Here is a 16,582-nt window from a genome sequence, read left to right on the forward strand (position 1 = left end):
AGCAAATTATCTTAAATGAGAGCACTCGCTCATCTCAATAAATATCTTTGGCATTATAAATGGCAAATTATTTTGGGTACGGTATTCATTATCGCCTCAAACCTGTTTGCTATTTATGCGCCCCGAATGATTCGTGAGGCTTTTGATCTGATTACCGAATCGCTGGATACGTATAATACTGGCAATGTGTCTGATTTTGCGCTAAAGCTTCCATATAGCGTATCGTTTATATTCGATTTATTCAATATTAGCACAACACGATTTACTGATATTAACTCTGTTTCCGGCCTTACAAAAGCCATTACCAGCCTCTCTATTTTATTGGCCATTTTATATCTTGTAGCCTCCTTATTTAAAGGTATTTTTTTATTTTTTACCCGTCAGACTATTATTATCATGTCGCGATTGATAGAGTTTGACCTCAAAAATGAAATTTTTGATCAATACCAACGCTTGAACCTTGCATTTTATCGCCGCAACAAAACCGGAGATTTAATGAACCGGATAAGTGAAGATGTAAGCCAGGTGCGCATGTATCTAGGGCCGGCTATAATGTACACGCTCAACCTGGTCGTGCTTAGTGTTTTGGCCATATGGGCTATGCTTAGCGTAAATGTTGAGCTTACCTTATACGTACTTCTTCCACTACCCGTTTTATCGGTTTCTATTTATTACGTAAGTACTTTAATAAATAAGCGAAGTGAAAAAGTACAGCGTCAGCAATCGCATTTAAGCACCTTGGTGCAAGAGGCTTTTTCGGGTATCCGTGTTTTAAAGGCATTTAACCGCCAAAAGTCAACCCAGGAAAACTTTGCCAAAGAATGCAATACATATAAGGTAGATTCTCTTCGGCTTGTTAAAGTAGATGCACTGTTTATGCCTGCCATCATATTGCTTATTGGTATGAGTACCATCATTACCATTTACGTGGGTGGCCTTAAGGCGATAAATGGAGAAATTACCATTGGGAATATTGCCGAATTTGTAATTTATGTAAACATGCTTACCTGGCCTTTCGCTTCTGTGGGCTGGGTTACATCGCTTGTGCAGCGCGCTGCGGCATCGCAAAAGCGGATTAATGAATTTTTGCATATTGAGCCCGAAATTAGAAACCCGAAAGAGGCAGCTGATGAAATTAAAGGAAAAATCGCTTTTGAAGATGTAAGTTTTGTGTATCCCGATAGCGGAATTAAGGCTTTGCGAAATGTGAGCTTTGAAATAAATAGCGGCGAAACGCTTGCTATTATTGGAAGAACAGGATCTGGAAAAAGCACCATCGCCAATTTAATTTGTAGAAATTTTGATGTTACATCGGGTAGGTTGCTTATTGACAACGAGCCAATTGAGAAAATAAACCTCAACAGCCTCCGCAGCAACATTGGCTATGTACCACAAGATGTTTTTCTTTTCAGCGATACCATTGCAAATAATATTGCATTTGGACTTAGCAGCGACGAAAACGTGAGGCAGATGGTAGAGATGGCGGCCGAAAACGCTTATGTGAAACACAATATTGAAGAGTTTCCGAAGAAATTTGAAACGATGCTCGGTGAGAGAGGAATAAATCTCTCGGGCGGACAAAAGCAAAGGGTAAGCATTGCGCGGGCAATAGCCGGTAAGCCACAAATTTTGATTTTCGACGATTGCTTGTCGGCAGTTGACACTGAAACAGAAGAAATTATCCTAAGCAATCTCAAGAAAATCATGGTCAATAAAACGACTGTGCTAATAAGTCACAGGGTTTCTACGGTTAAAATGGCCGATAAAATTTTGGTTTTAGATGAAGGTGCAATCATAGAATCAGGTACACACGATGAGCTTCTTTCCAAAAAAGGAACCTATGCCGAGCTTCATCTAAAACAGCTTAGCGAAGAGCGAAAAGTAGAGCAGGATTAGGTAAAACCAGAACTAATTTTCTGTTTTTCACGCCTTTTCAGCCGTTATTTACAAGTAATTGTATATTTGCCGTAGTTCTATTTAACAAAAACTATAATTTAAAGATTAAGGGATGTCAACAGAAAATGAAAATTCAGGCAGAGACGATGTGTATTCAAAAGCGGTAAGAGCAGGTAAGAGAACCTACTTTTTTGATGTTAAATCTACCCGTGGCAAAGACCTCTACCTAACTATTACCGAGAGCAAACGCCAGTTTAGCGAAGATGGAAAACAATCTTATGAAAAGCATAAACTGTTTTTGTACAAGGAAGATTTCGACAAATTTGCTGATGGATTTGAAGAGGCTTTAGAAAAAATAAGAGCATTGCAAGAAGCCGATAATGAATACATCGATCCTGCAAATCAAAGTGATAACTACAATGACGATGAGATGGTAGAATCTGAAGAATTCACGAATGTTGATTTTGACGATTTAGAGCGCGAATAAGCGCTCCACTTCCTCCTCCATAAAATGCAGTGCGATCGTGAGACAATTGCACTTCATGCTGCCAATTATAAGCCAGATTAAAATCCTTCCCTTGCACTTTAAAGGTGCAAGATGGCATATCTATTTTAAAAATTTTGAAGAAACAGTATCTGGAGTCGAGCTATTTACTATCAAGCATTTCGATTATCTCAATATCTTTTACTTTTTCCGCGGTTTTTATTCTGGCCTTGAGGTTTATTGCCTTGAGGGCGCGCGCTTCGACCCCTGTTTTGCGATGCTCCTTTTGTAGGTTCCTGATTTGGCCCCGGCTCATATCCTTCCACAATCTCGGCAGGCATACGCTCACCGATTAGTTTTTCGATACTTCGCAAAAATTCTACCTCATCAAAATTTACCAGCGATATGGCATCGCCACCTGCTCCCGCTCTGCCTGTACGACCTATGCGGTGCACATAATCTTCGGGCACATTGGGCATTTCGTAGTTGATAACATGCGGTAAAAGTGGAATGTCAAGACCTCGTGCTGCAATATCGGTAGCTACCAATACGCGAATTTCTCCTGCTTTAAAACCAGCCAGCGCCTTGGTGCGGGCGTTTTGGCTTTTATTTCCATGAATAGCTGCGGAAGAGATGTCGGCTTTGTCTAACTTCTCGCTAAGCCGGTTTGCGCCGTGCTTGGTACGCGTAAATATCAATACTTGCTGCCAGTTACCATCTTTAATCAGTTCAATGGTGAAATCTGTTTTCTTGGCTTTATCAATCCGATAAACTTTTTGGTTGATTATCTCTACCGTTGTATTTTCGGGGGTGGCTTCTACTAATACGGGGTGATGCAAAAAAGTATTGGCCAGTTTTTTAATGTCCTTTGAAAAAGTTGCAGAAAAAAGCAGATTTTGACGTCGTTCAGGCAGCAGTTTCAGAATGCGCTGAATATCGCGCAAAAACCCCATATCGAGCATTCTGTCAGCCTCGTCAAGAACAAGTATTTCTACTTTCGCAAGACTCAAAAGACCTTGATTTTGAAGATCTAACAACCTACCGGGTGTGGCCACAAGGATATCAATTCCGGCGCGCAGCCTGTTTGCTTGCGGGTTTTGATTCACTCCTCCGAAAATCACGGTTGACCGGATGTCGCTTTGCTTGCTATAGTTCACAATATCATCTTGCACCTGAGCAGCAAGCTCGCGTGTAGGTGTAAGAATGAGTGCGCGAATTGGCCGGTTGCGCATCGTTTGTCCGCGTTCCAGAATTTGGATCATCGGTAGCGCAAAGCCGGCCGTTTTTCCAGTTCCTGTTTGGGCCGAAGCCAAAATATCTTTGCGCTCCAGTACCAGTGGTATAGCCTTAACCTGAATTGGTGATGGTTCGGTATAGCCGATATCAGAGACGGCTTTTATTAAATTATCTGTTAATCCTAATGATTTAAATGTCATATTTTTATTTGAGTAATAGTTGATATTTGGCAAAAATGCCAAATGAAATTTACAAGGCTGGTTTAGCTTCGTATTTGGTTAAACCCGATATTCAGCTTTTTTTCAAAGTATCTGAGTTGTTTTACCTCGGGCGAAGTAACAATGGCAAGTGAGATTCCTTTTTTACCCGCTCTGGCTGTCCTTCCGCTTCGGTGGGTGTAATATTCTGGGCTTTCGGGAAGCTGAAAATGCACTACGTAAGACAAGCCTTCTACATCTATTCCGCGGGCAGCGAGATCAGTAGCAACGAGTATTTGCAGAGATTCATTCTTAAAGGCACGCATTACCTTGTCGCGCTCTTTTTGCAATAAATCGCCCTGAATAGCGCCGGCCGGAATATTTCGTGCTATTAATTGCTTTTCTAATTTGCTTACGGCTGCTTTGGTTTTGCAAAAAACCACACCACGATCTCCTTTCTGGGCTTTTAAGAACTGAATGAGGATTGGTAGTTTTTCAAATTCGTCGCAAATCAAAAACTGATGCTCAATATTTTTATTCACCACATCGCCCGAGCTCACTTCTATTTTATGTGCGTCGGCTGATAAGTGTTGATTTACAATTTGCTTTATACCATCTGGCATTGTAGCCGAAAAAAGCCATTTATTCTTTGCGTTTTTCGAAAAATCAAGAATTTGGTCAAGCTCCTTCTTAAAACCCATGCTAAGCATTTCGTCTGCCTCATCAAGCACAACAGTGCGCACATAAGATAGATCTACTGCATTCCGGTTTACTAAATCAATTAACCTTCCCGGAGTGGCCACGATTATATGCGTTGGCCTCTTTAAGGCTTCTATTTGCAGATCAATCTTTGCTCCTCCATACACGGACTCCGTAAAAATCTTATCGGTATATTTCGTAAATTTAAAAAATTGCTTTGCAACCTGCTGGCTTAATTCGCGCGTAGGACACAGCACGAGAGCCTGCACTTTACTTTTAGAAGGATCTATATTTTGCAATAGCGGCAAACCATAGGCAGCGGTTTTTCCGGTACCTGTTTGCGCTTGACCAACAAGATCAGTTTCACCACCTAATAACAATGGAATTACTTGCTCTTGAATGGGGGTTGGCGAAGTAATTTTCATTTCGGTAAGCCCTTTCGCCAATTGAGGGTTTACACCGAGGGTAATAAAATCTGTCAATACATGCAATTTAGCGTACAAAAGTAGCTTTTTTAAAGCAAGACAGCTAAAAAATCTTTGATCCGTTCAATTGACGTACTTTTGCAAAAAATTTCAGGTTGGCCTTTCGGCGAATATTGAAACGATAAGAGTAAGAAACAATGAGCACGCTTTGGCAAAAAATGACCCAGGAAGAAATCAAGAAGAAAATCTTTGGGGCACTTGATAATAATGTAGATTATGTAAAAGAGACCATTCTTGGTTTGCCGGCCTCCTATCTCGACGATAAAGTATTTAATCAGGATGCCTCTTTCTTAAAGAATTCGCCTTTTATGTCAACGCTTGTTCATAACCCAAACCATATTGGCTGTCACACACTTGGCAAATCAGAACATTTCTTTGCGGGCACACATGTTATTGAGCGTGAGGTCATTGAAATGTGCGCCGTGGATATTTTAAAAGGTGAGCCCAACCAGCAGGATGGATATATAGCTTCTGGAGGTACCGAGAGCAATATGCAAGCGGTTTGGATTTTTAGAAATTACTTTATGCAAAAGCATGGCGCAAAAAGAGAAGAAGTAGCCATTCTTTGTAGCGAAGACAGCCACTACTCATTCGATAAGGCTGCAAATATTCTTGCCGTTGGCATTCAAAAAATTAAGGTTGATACAGATACTCGCAAAATAAGCGAGGAAACTGTTCTTGAAGCAATTAAAGAAGCTCAAGCCAAAGAATTTAAGTATTTTATCGTGATCGGAAATATGATGACGACCATGTTCGGCTCGGTTGACAATATTGACACTTACATATCAGCCTTCGAAAAAACCGGCTTGCCTCACAAAATTCACATTGACGGGGCTTACGGTGGATTTTACTATCCCTTTACAGAAAACACCGGTCGACTGACTTTTGAAAATGAGCATATAACTTCATTTACATTAGATGCACATAAAATGGCGCAGGCTCCCTACGGAACCGGAATTTTCCTGATTCGGAAAGATTATATTCAGTACGCCAATACCAGTTCTGCGAGTTATGTAGAGGGCGAGGACTTCACAATGATCGGAAGCCGCTCCGGAGCCAATGCCATTGCTGTGTGGATGATTCTTATGAAAAACGGTCCGTTTGGCTGGCAGGAGAAGGTTTATATCCTTCAAAAGCGAACCCGCTGGATGTGCAAAGAACTCAAAGCCCTTGGGATTGAATTTTACAGTCATCCACAATCAAATATTATCACTATTAAAAGTGGAAGTCTGAGCGCAGAGATTGCTACAGAATTTGGCTTGGTACCAGATAATCACCGGAACCCGAAATGGTTTAAAATTGTGATTATGGATCACGTGACGATTGAGAAGTTAATGCCGCTGATATCCCGAATTAAAGAGTCTCAAAAGACTGTATAACTGATTATTAGCAACTTCTACCTACAGTCTTTCTTTAATTTAAAGAGCTAAAAACCAGGTTTCTGACTATTGTTAGCAATGCTATCGGTCAATCCATTCTTTAAACAGGCGGGTTTTTTCGCGACTCAAAACAATATCGGCGTTATCGCAGTGCTTTAACCATATTTTCAATCGGCTGTTTGAATAGCTTACCATCTTCTCTATTCCTTCAAAACGCGAGATGTACTGACGGTTTAGCCTAAAGAACATTTCCGGATCGAGCAAATTCTCAAGTTGCTCCAGACTAAAATCAACCAAAAAATTCTTGCCATCCTCATTTTTTAAATAGGTGGCTCTATTTTCAGAATAAGCAAACACGATATCTTCAGTGTTAACAGCAACAATTTTATCGCCTATTTTTGAAATAAAACGCTGCTTGTATTTGTTTTCATAGTCGGTTTTAGTCGTAATATAGCGCTGATTGCTGCCTTCAGGCCATTTTGGTTTCGAGAAATGGGTTTCATACTTCTTTAAGGCCTTTTCAAGCTCTTCCTTTTCAATAGGCTTTAAGAGATAATCTACACTGTTTAACTTAAATGCTCTTAGTGCATATTGATCGTAAGCAGTGGTGAAAATCACAGGTGAGCTTACTTCAATTTTTGTAAAAATCTCAAAACTAAGACCATCAGCGAGATGGATATCCATAAATATTAAATCCGGATTTGGATTATCCTTTATCCATTCTACCGCATCTTCCACCGATTCAAGCGCACCATGCATAAAGGCATTAGGAAGTAAATCCTTTAGAATTCGGCGCAATTTCTTGGCAGCCTGCTCTTCGTCTTCTATAATTAATAGATTCATTCGCTATTGAGTAAGGGGATTGAAACACTAAAATACCCGTCTTTTTCGCTTATCTCAACTTCTTCATCGGTAAAGAAACGGTATCGTTCAGTAATATTATTTAAGCCAATTCCAGAGACTTCACCAGGGAAATCGCGCTTTTGAAGGTTGTTTCTAACCATTAGCCTATTGTCCGATTTTACAACCTCAATCAACAATGGACTTTTGGCAGTAGCCGTATTGTGCTTTACTGCATTCTCTAAAAGCAGCTGCAGCGAAAGTGGTGGAATTAATAAATTCACCGAAGTATCCACTTCAATTTCATACCGCAATTTATCACCAAAGCGGATTTTCTGTAGCTCCAGGTAATTCTTAGCAAACTTTAATTCATCATTTAAACTAACTATTCTTTCATCTTGAACATCAAGAACATATCTGTATATTCCCGAAAGCTTTTCAATGAATGCATTGGACTTATCGGCATCTTCATACACCAAATTGCTAAGCACATTAAGTGAGTTGAAAAGAAAGTGTGGATTGAGCTGATCTTTCAAACTTTGATATTGCCCTGCAAGCCGTTCAGTTTTCATTTTCTCCGATTCTATTGCCGCCTGCCTCCACTCAAAAAAGAAAGCTCGGCTTGTAAAGAAAAAAGTAAAGCCCAGCGCTATCAATATGGGCAATCTGGTGCTTCGTACCAATCCTCCCCAATTCATACTGTCAATAGTGAGATACTTCCACACAAATAGCGCAAAAATGGTTGAGAGAATAAAACTGACCACAAAAGAGTAAGTAACTACTAAGGTGAGGTCGAGAACCAGCCGTTTAAACGGAGCTTCCAGCCAAGAGAATTGACGACCCGAAAATTCAATTAGCAAATTTATACCTCCGCTGAGCAATGCCGCCACAAGAAAAGAGTAGAGAAAATAATCGAGCAAAAAGGTTTTAATCCAAATAGTTGTCGCTTCAAAACCAGGACTAAAATAAAGACAGATTACAAGCGCAAGAAGCACATTTGTCAACAAGAACCTGGCGAATCTGCGATAACTGTAAACTTGTTTCATTTGACTTACGAATGTAGTTTATAAAACGATTGAACGCTTGAAGAAATTTAAAAAGGGTGCGGCGTTGCGCACCCTTTGTTTATTTCAATTGCAGGCTGCTGCCACTTCCATCGCTACATCTTTACCCCAGCGTGGCTCAAAACCATCTGGAGTTTCATTTTCAAATAGCTCAAGACTCCTCCCTGCCAGCGCGCATGCTTTGGTAGGCTCAGACCCAAAAAACTGCGCCACTCCCAATTCGTTTCGCGCCATCATTGCAGCTGCACGCGGATTTTGGGGATCCATCTGCATAGCCTTGCCATAATGCTGGGCTATCATTGGACTATATTTTTGTCCGCGCGTGGACGGATCAACCACCATTTTTGCTGTTAGCGCATATCCACGCAGCACCTCCAACTCAACGTTTTTCGGGCTTATTCTCTCAGCTGCATCAATATGCTCCATAGCCTTATCGGCAAGCTGGTCGCGCTCTGCGCTATCTTTTACACGAAAGCTCTGATTAATAAGCGATAGCGCGGCGTAATAATCGGGTAAATACTCCCCATCGCCTGCTGCGGCTATTCTGGTAAAAGTATTGGCCGTTGCGGTAAAATCGGCGGCGGTTTGCGCTTCTGCGAATGCGGTCATTGCCTGCCCCATCGCTTTTTGATAAGTTGGGCTTTGCGCCGAAAGGGTTAGTGTGAAAAAGAATAATACGAGTACTGATAATTGATTTTTCATAATTGATAAGTGTTTGATTTTTAATTGTTATAGATTATTTAATTGATTTGCTTCTTTATGCTTTGAAATTGTCCAGAAAACACCCACAAAAAGGAATCTGGCTGCTGGCTGCCCTTGCGCCATACTTTGAAACTTTCCGTTTTCATCGGGCTGATTTGCGTAGGTGTATCCAAAAATATTCTCACGACCCAGCACATTATTGCACGCCACATGTACTATCAGGTTTTGTTTCCACAAATAGCTCCAGTTTACCGAAAGGGAGGCATAACAAGGAGATACCGACTCCATTTCGCCTATTAGGTTTTGATCGTCGTAAGTGTATCCGCTATTCCATGAAAATGTAGCCCCGGGCAGCGACTTCCAATCGGCTATCCAATATTTCCCAACGACAGATAGGTTGTGCTTTGGCGCGAATGATGGCTGCACCTCAGTTTGGAAGCCTTCGTATTGCCGACGACTATCAACGAAACTATAAGTAACCCAAAAATCGGTGTTTTTGAAAGTTGTTCTATCTCTATAAAACAGATCAAATCCATTGGCATAACCCTGACCCTGTGCCCGGTAGCCATTTTCGGTTTTTACCGCGAGTTGGGAATAAGATTTTAGATAACCCTCTATTCTAAAAATGCGATCATCTGATCCGTGCTGAAAACTCAGTTGAAGATGTCCGGCTTCTTGATCTGCAATATTTCCCGAAAGGAGCTGAATATTTTCATTCTGATTCTGGCTAAAAATTCCGGCAGCCACAGAAATTATACCCTGCTTGTAAGGTCTGAAAGCTGCTGCAACACGTGGCTCGAGTTTAAATTCATTATTAAGAGAACCATAATTTCCCCGCAAGCCACCGCGAATTGATAATGACGTGGAGGCAAACCACTCAACTTCTGCAAAAAGAGCCGATCTGATATCTTCGAAATCATTCGATAAATCCAGAACTTTGTCGGCAGATTTATAATCGCGCACCATTACTTCCGCTCCACTTTTTAGCTTTAAAGCATCTGTAAAATAGTGGGTTAGCTTTTGCTTAACATGAAAAAGACGGTTATCTGTCTGATATTTATTAGAGTCTATTTCCAGATTATCGGTATTGAGGCTAAGCGACATACCGCCTTCAGAAATCCACTTTTCAGCTATAATTTTCTTATAAGAAGCATTTCCAAACCCAAAAGTATTGTTGATGGCAATGCGCTGTCCTCTGCCTTCTTCGCCGGGCTGTGGTTGCCAAATAATGAGTTGACTTCCCGACATCTGCAAAAACCCCTTCACCATTCCCTCATTACCCAATTTATGTCTGTAAAGAGCCTGGCCCTGTAGCGTACGTGGAGCCAGTTCAAAATCAAAATTTTGCCTAATAAGCTCCTGGTAAGGATTTAAGTCCGTATAAGCCAGTTCAGCCGAAATTGATTGTTTTTCACCTACCAAAGTACTTGCAGCCGATAAACCTACTGACATAAACGACAAATCTGTTTGGTTTCGAACCGGTTCATCAATCGTTTCGAGCGCCAACACTGATGATAGCGCTCCACCATACTCGGCCGAATAGCCACCTGTGCTGAAAAAAGTTCCTTTAAAAAGTGCGGCATTGAATCGATTTCTGGTAGGCAACCCCGATGTTGTTGAGCCGTATGCGTTGCCAACGCGCAGGCCATCAAAGAAAATGGCCGTTTCTGACGCATCACCGCCTCGGACAAATAGCCTTCCATCATTCGCTACGGTGGCAGTACCAGGTAAGGTATTCAGCGCACCTGTAATATCGGCCAGCGCACCGGCTGTCGTAACCACATCAAGTGGTTTCATAACCATTGATGAAGCTTTGTCGCTAACATCAATGGTACCTGCAGTGATGGATACCGCGCTAAGTTCATTGACTTTTTCAGTTAAACGAAACACTATTTTTTGAGAAGGATCTGTAACAAACTGCTCTTTCGGCTCAAAACCAATGCATGTAGCAACTACAATCAGGCTATCTGTTTGAGCGCTTTTAAATGAAAATAGTCCATTGGCTCCTGTAGTTCCCCCATCGTAAGTACCTTTTAAATAAACATTTACGCCGGGAAGCGGATTACCTTGTTTTGAACTTACATTTCCCGAAAGGGTAACTTGCGCATAGTTGGTGGCGGCAGCAAAAAGGAAGAAAAACAGTGTTAAAAGGCGCATATAATTTGATTTGACGATTCAAATATGCCCTGCTTCTCCGCGGTTTAAAAAATAAATTTACTGAATGTACTTATTTTATGACTGAATCAACAAAATAGGAGTTTCGGCTGTTGGTGAAATAATCATTATATCTGGGACGAATGTAAAGAAAGTGCTAACTATGTGCCCTGAATTAATGCTTTATATTAAATTGAGATTATGAGAGAAGCAATCCGCTTTACGCTTTTTGTTGTTATCATTTTTGCCCTTATTTCTGCAACTTTAAAGTGGCCGCTCTACGGATTTATCGGAATATTTGTGGTTATTCTGGCCATAGGTCTTTACGACATCAATCAAAAAAGTCATACCATTCTACGCAATTTCCCTGTTATTGGCCACATGCGCTATCTACTGGAAATGATTAGCCCCGAGATTCATCAATACTTTATTGAAAGCGATACCGATGGTAAACCAATAGACAGAAATCACCGAACATATATTTACTCTCGTGCAAAGCTCGAAAGAGACACCCATCCATTTGGCACACAGCTAAATGTGAATGAAGATAATTACAAATGGATGCAACACAGTATTTACCCTGCCGCTCGCTTAAGCTCACCACCGCGCATAAGAGTAGGTGGCTCAAAGTGCACCCAACCATATTCGTCGAGTATTTTCAATATATCGGCAATGAGCTATGGGTCATTGAGCAAAAATGCCATTGAGGCTCTAAACAAAGGCGCTAAAGCAGGAAGTTTTTTTCACAATACGGGCGAAGGAGGAATTTCTGCATTTCACCTTAGTGGGGGCGATCTGGTTTGGGAAATCGGAACAGGCTACTTTGGCTGCCGCACGGAAGACGGGCATTTTAACCCCGAAAGGTTTGAGAAAAACGCAAACAGACCGGAAGTGAAAATGATTGAAATCAAAATTTCGCAAGGCGCCAAACCCGGACATGGCGGAGTACTGCCGGCTGCAAAAAACAATGAAGAAATCGCGGAAATCCGTGGTTTGAAACCGCATACAGATGTACTATCGCCTCCAGGTCACTCGGCATTTAGTGATGCATATGGACTTTTGCAATTCGTGCAGCAACTTCGAGAATTATCAAATGGGAAGCCCATTGGCTTTAAACTTTGCATAGGAAGCAAAGATGAGTTTGATGACATATGCAAAAAGATGGTGGAAACTGGAGTAAAACCCGACTTTATCACCATAGATGGATCAGAAGGTGGTACCGGTGCCGCACCGATTGACTTTTCCAATTACGTGGGTATGCCGTGGGAACAAGGTTTGATTTATGCCGTAGATACCCTGCGTGGCTATGATTTAAAGAAAGATATTCGCGTATTGACAGCCACCAAGATTATTACCGCATTCGATGTTTTTAAAGCGCTTTGTATTGGCGCTGATATTTGCGCCGCAGCTCGCGCAATGATGATGGCTGTAGGCTGTATTCAGGCGCTAAAATGCGATACAAACACCTGCCCTACCGGTGTAGCCACACAAGATCCCAGACTTGTACGCGGACTGGTAGTGGAAGATAAGTGGAAACGTGTGCGAAACTATCAGGGAGCTACTATTCACGATTTTCTAGAACTCTTTATGGCGGCAGGCTGCAACCACCTCGAACAATTAGACAGAAAGCTGATTTACAAGCAAGTAAACGATAAAACAATGTCGTACGCCACACTTTATCCCGAAGTAAAACCAGGCAGCTACCTGCAACACGTTAATGCAAAAGCTGCACTCGCAGAGTAGCAAACCCGAAGTAATTTTCTAAATATTTGAGGACTTAAACAAGGTTAAAGCTTTGGTTGTTGTCTACCAATAACCATAAAACCAAAGATTATGCCTGGCAAGAAAATGAATAGTATCAGGAACGAAGATCAGTACGAGACCCTGAAAGACAAAGGAATGAACAAAGAAAAGGCTGCGCGTATCGCAAATACAAAACACCCCGATCACGACTCACGACCTTACGAAGAACGCTCAAGAGATGACCTTTATAAAAAAGCAAAAGAGATAGGTATTGACGGCAGAAGCAAAATGGATAAAGAGCAACTTATTAAAGCGCTTAGAAACAATTGACGCGCTGGATGCTCATTTTTTTTAAAGAAACTCTCATTGGAATATTACTCCAATCAGGGTTTCTTTTTTATTATGTTTTGAAAATTTGATTGGATAGGTAAGTCTGGATCGAGTCGAAATCAATGCCATTGGGCGGTCATTCTCTAAAACTGCAAACCTTAAATATTTTAATTAAATAACACACCTTAAAATCACACTATAAGACACTTATAATTTACATAAGAAATCTCTATATGCCGCTTCAAATGGTCATTAGTATTTAAAAAGGGGTGATTAGAATTAAAATGATACGAATTTCAAATAGATATATACAAAAGCTAGACGCCATTCCTATTGTATACATCTTTAGACATTCCAGATTTGAAAAGTGAAAATGAAACGAACCTATACAATTCCTTTAATAGCGACTGGCACATTTCTTTTGGGGCTAGTTTGTTTGTTTTTACCATTTCTTCCGTTTGGTTGGTTTTTGTTGTTTATAACCGCACTCCTACTTACCCCCTATTTTAAACCAATCAAAAAGCTATTATTGTGGGCAATTAAACGCGATAAATCGGGCATATTTGAAAAGGCTCGTAAAAAAGTTTCTGAACTTTACCATTGGGCAGGCGATAAAAAACGTGCTCATGAAATGGATAATTTTCATAAAACAAATCACGAAGATTAGGCCTTCACCAATTACATTGACATTGGTTTAAAGTAGCTTTTCTACTCGAAAACAGAGACCTCCATCGAAATATTATCCAAATAAAATGCTTTTTTGGGTTTGTTCCAGATATATACCGAAAGCTTATCTGTTTTTTTCCGGATGGGCAATACGAGCGAATAGACAAATTGCTGCCAATTATTGGACTTAAAGAGAGGAACATCTTTTAGCGGAGTTGCAATATAATAATACGGATTACCAATAGAATCGCGTAAATCGAAAACTATCAAGGCTTGCTCGTTGAGCGGCATCGGCTGCAATTCGAGTAGGTGGAGTTCTAATTTCAGGAATGCATCGCGACCATTAACGTACGACGAGTCAATCGGAATTTCTGCAAGCACGTTAAACTCATACTCCCGATAATCAGCTACTATTGAGTTGCTTAAGCTATCGTAAATTGATTTTGAAAACCTAAAGAGAGATTCTTTGTTTTCGAAATCCGTCAAGGCTTTTAAGATAATTGTTTCCTTCCGGTGATAAGGCTTCATATCTGACGCTCCTCCCAGCACATTCTCGTATTGCGCATCTGTTGTACCAAAAACATATCGGTACTTTGACCAATTCATATCGCTCTGAGAGAGAATTCCCGCTTTAAACTGATAAGACTGTAGCAAATTCAGTAGTACACAAGCAGTTGCAATAAGCATAAAGCCATATTTGGAAAAGCGATTTTGAAGCGATTGAATCAAAAATGCGAGAGGAATAAAAAGCAGCGGATAGAAATCGATAAAAACCCGATGGCCAAACGATGGCCCGTAGTACCAAATCCACCAGGAGCTTATGAAATACACAATTAATACACTAAACACCAGATAGCTACAAAATCGATATCGATTCTTTTTAAATAATGGTGCTAATCCAAATATTGTCACAAGCAAAATCGGTGTATAGATAAAAAGGCCTTTTCGAAAGCTGAATAAAACATTCATTATCTGTGGTTTATCAAAATAAAAGCCCTCATTGCTGTAGCCATATAGAACGAAATGGCCGGTTTGTACAAACCATAAGATCTGCTGTATGCCGAAAATACCAACAACTAGCACGACGCATAGAAACAGACGAAAAGGGCGCTTTATCAACGCTTTAATAGCTTTCGCAAATTCTGACCAATTACTCGCCAAAAAAGGAAAAGCAAAAATGATGAGACCATTAAACGGTCTGATGAGCAAGGTGAGCCCCAGAAAAATGGAAGCCAGAATAAAGTGTTTGGTCTTATGTGAGGCTATAAAACGCTTTGCAAAAAGCAAGAGAAAGGAAATGGAGAAAAACGAATAGACATGCGAGAAGGCCGGAGCATTTACGGTATAAAACAGCAAATTACTTCCCACTGCCAAAAGTGCAACTACAATAGCAATCGTTTGACTTCTAAAATGAATGCTCCGCAATACCAGGCTAAAAGCGTAAAGGCCGAGCAGGAAATAAAATAGAGCGGCGAAGTTTGCCATCTTTTGAAAACCTGATTCGTAGCCACTATATGTCAAACCGCTTATCTCATAATAGGTACATGCTGCGGCAAAAAAAGGCGCTATTAGAATCGGAGTTCCGGCATTGTAGCGATTTATCACTCCATTGGGGGTTTCGAGCAAGTAGCGGTAGTCAGCAGGCTCATCACCAAAATCTCCACTTATAAAGATGGAAGGCAGATACATATAGTATCCTTTTCCATCGCCATCAATCGTTCGAATTATATTTTGAGAATCATCCGGTTTCCAGATTACCGATACGATAATGATCAAAAAGAAAATGCCAATTGCAGTTATTGTGGAATTAACCAGACCGAATTGTAAAAAAACATTTTTCATTATCGGTTTATCACCGGGTTTTTAGGATTTCGAAGGTATGGAAATTCCGCGTTCCCCAGCGATTGTTTCCCCGCGATTCATCACGGGGCGGCTCGACCCTTAAACTATTCGCTGTTGGCTGCTGTACCTATATTTCGCGATCTGCGGCGGAATTTTATAAGTTCACCTTTATTTTTTATGCTTCCATTTTTTCGGATTATCTCGGATATATTGCCTCACAGTTTCGAGTTCCTTTTCTGATAAAATAATGTTATCCCAAAATTTCGGATGCCATTGGAATACTGGAAGTGCTTTTCGAATTTGAATGGTACACAGTGCTTTGTACCATCTGATACACCGTCCCAAATTATCGTATAGCATTGGGTTCTTCGTTCCCGTTGCGCCGCCTTTTTTTCTGTCTTTAGCTTCCTTTGCGCTCGAATTCCGTCGATCGCGGCTGTCCGGGCTGTCCGGGCTGTCGGGACTTTCGAGATTGATCGGATTCTCTGGTTTCTCGAAGCCTGCGGAACTGCCAGTCGGATTCTTCCCACTTTCCATCTTAACCACAACAATCCCATGCATGTGGTCTGGCATTATAACAAATTCATCCAGCGACACATAAGGGTATTTAATTGGAATTCTTAGCCATTCCTGTTGAGCTATCTTACCTGCTTCAGAAAGCTTAACCACGCCATTCTCAATTTCACCAAACCACCTTGCCTTGTCTTTTAAATTGATTTCGACATGGTAGATTCCATCCCCTCCGTAATCCCACCACGAAGCTCGTGTTGTTAACCCACGGTATCGATTTTGGTATCTTCTTAACTTCGTCATTCTACCTGTCTGTGTGCATGTGTTTCGACGTGTTTGTATCCCCGCGATTCAT

14 protein-coding genes are annotated in these 16,582 nt (G+C 40.9%); 6 read left to right on the forward strand and 8 right to left on the reverse strand.

The features are described from left to right. Positions 1–15 precede the first annotated feature (15 nt). The gene (locus G3O08_RS04060; protein ID WP_163283400.1) at positions 16–1,896 is read left to right on the forward strand and encodes an ABC transporter ATP-binding protein; all 1,881 of its coding nucleotides are present in this window, start codon (positions 16–18) and stop codon (positions 1,894–1,896) included. A gap of 112 nt (positions 1,897–2,008) precedes the next feature. After that, on the forward strand, positions 2,009–2,383 hold the full coding sequence (locus tag G3O08_RS04065; RefSeq protein ID WP_163283401.1) for a DUF3276 family protein: 375 nt from the start codon (positions 2,009–2,011) through the stop codon (positions 2,381–2,383). Positions 2,384–2,571: 188 nt separating this feature from the next. Here the strand turns inward: G3O08_RS04065 and G3O08_RS04070 are convergent, their stop codons facing one another. Further along, positions 2,572–3,816: a DEAD/DEAH box helicase gene (locus G3O08_RS04070; protein ID WP_163283402.1), complete on the reverse strand. Its 1,245-nt coding sequence runs from the start codon at positions 3,814–3,816 to the stop codon at positions 2,572–2,574. Positions 3,817–3,878: 62 nt separating this feature from the next. After that, on the reverse strand, positions 3,879–4,994 hold the full coding sequence (locus G3O08_RS04075) for a DEAD/DEAH box helicase (protein WP_239540932.1): 1,116 nt from the start codon (positions 4,992–4,994) through the stop codon (positions 3,879–3,881). Positions 4,995–5,134: 140 nt separating this feature from the next. On the opposite strand from G3O08_RS04075, the gene G3O08_RS04080 reads away from it, so the two are divergent. After that, positions 5,135–6,376, forward strand: coding sequence for a pyridoxal phosphate-dependent decarboxylase family protein (locus G3O08_RS04080; protein ID WP_163283403.1), 1,242 nt, complete (start codon positions 5,135–5,137; stop codon positions 6,374–6,376). 81 nt (positions 6,377–6,457) lie between these two features. On the opposite strand, the gene G3O08_RS04085 is transcribed toward G3O08_RS04080, so the two are convergent. The 4 genes from G3O08_RS04085 to G3O08_RS04100 form a co-directional block, all read right to left on the reverse strand. Next, positions 6,458–7,219, reverse strand: coding sequence for a LytR/AlgR family response regulator transcription factor (locus G3O08_RS04085; RefSeq protein ID WP_163283404.1), 762 nt, complete (start codon positions 7,217–7,219; stop codon positions 6,458–6,460). Then, a complete protein-coding gene (locus G3O08_RS04090; RefSeq protein WP_163283405.1) occupies positions 7,216–8,262 on the reverse strand; it encodes a sensor histidine kinase in 1,047 nt (348 codons plus the stop codon). The genes G3O08_RS04085 and G3O08_RS04090 overlap by 4 nt, the downstream gene beginning before the upstream one ends. 84 nt (positions 8,263–8,346) lie before the next feature. Next, positions 8,347–8,982, reverse strand: a complete 636-nt coding sequence (locus G3O08_RS04095; protein WP_163283406.1) for a hypothetical protein — start codon at positions 8,980–8,982, stop codon at positions 8,347–8,349. A gap of 27 nt (positions 8,983–9,009) precedes the next feature. Then, entirely contained in the window at positions 9,010–11,139 is a 2,130-nt protein-coding gene (locus G3O08_RS04100) for a TonB-dependent receptor (protein WP_163283407.1), read from the reverse strand. Between the two features lie 198 nt (positions 11,140–11,337). On the opposite strand from G3O08_RS04100, the gene G3O08_RS04105 reads away from it, so the two are divergent. The 3 genes from G3O08_RS04105 to G3O08_RS04115 all read left to right on the forward strand — a co-directional run bounded on the left by G3O08_RS04105 (position 11,338) and on the right by G3O08_RS04115 (position 13,876). Then, on the forward strand, positions 11,338–12,879 hold the full coding sequence (locus G3O08_RS04105) for an FMN-binding glutamate synthase family protein (RefSeq protein ID WP_163283408.1): 1,542 nt from the start codon (positions 11,338–11,340) through the stop codon (positions 12,877–12,879). Positions 12,880–12,969: 90 nt separating this feature from the next. After that, complete coding sequence (locus G3O08_RS04110) at positions 12,970–13,209, forward strand: DUF7218 family protein (protein WP_163283409.1); 240 nt, start codon at positions 12,970–12,972, stop codon at positions 13,207–13,209. Positions 13,210–13,576: 367 nt separating this feature from the next. Continuing rightward, a complete protein-coding gene (locus G3O08_RS04115) occupies positions 13,577–13,876 on the forward strand; it encodes a hypothetical protein (RefSeq protein WP_163283410.1) in 300 nt (99 codons plus the stop codon). Between the two features lie 41 nt (positions 13,877–13,917). On the opposite strand, the gene G3O08_RS04120 is transcribed toward G3O08_RS04115, so the two are convergent. Next, the gene (locus G3O08_RS04120; RefSeq protein WP_163283411.1) at positions 13,918–15,717 is read right to left on the reverse strand and encodes a hypothetical protein; all 1,800 of its coding nucleotides are present in this window, start codon (positions 15,715–15,717) and stop codon (positions 13,918–13,920) included. Positions 15,718–15,885: 168 nt separating this feature from the next. Further along, positions 15,886–16,530 (reverse strand): transposase, encoded by a 645-nt coding sequence (locus tag G3O08_RS04125; RefSeq protein WP_163283412.1) that lies wholly within the window; start codon positions 16,528–16,530, stop codon positions 15,886–15,888. Positions 16,531–16,582: the final 52 nt, after the last annotated feature.

Source organism: Cryomorpha ignava (assembly GCF_010686655.1).
Classification (GTDB): domain Bacteria; phylum Bacteroidota; class Bacteroidia; order Flavobacteriales_D; family Cryomorphaceae; genus Cryomorpha; species Cryomorpha ignava.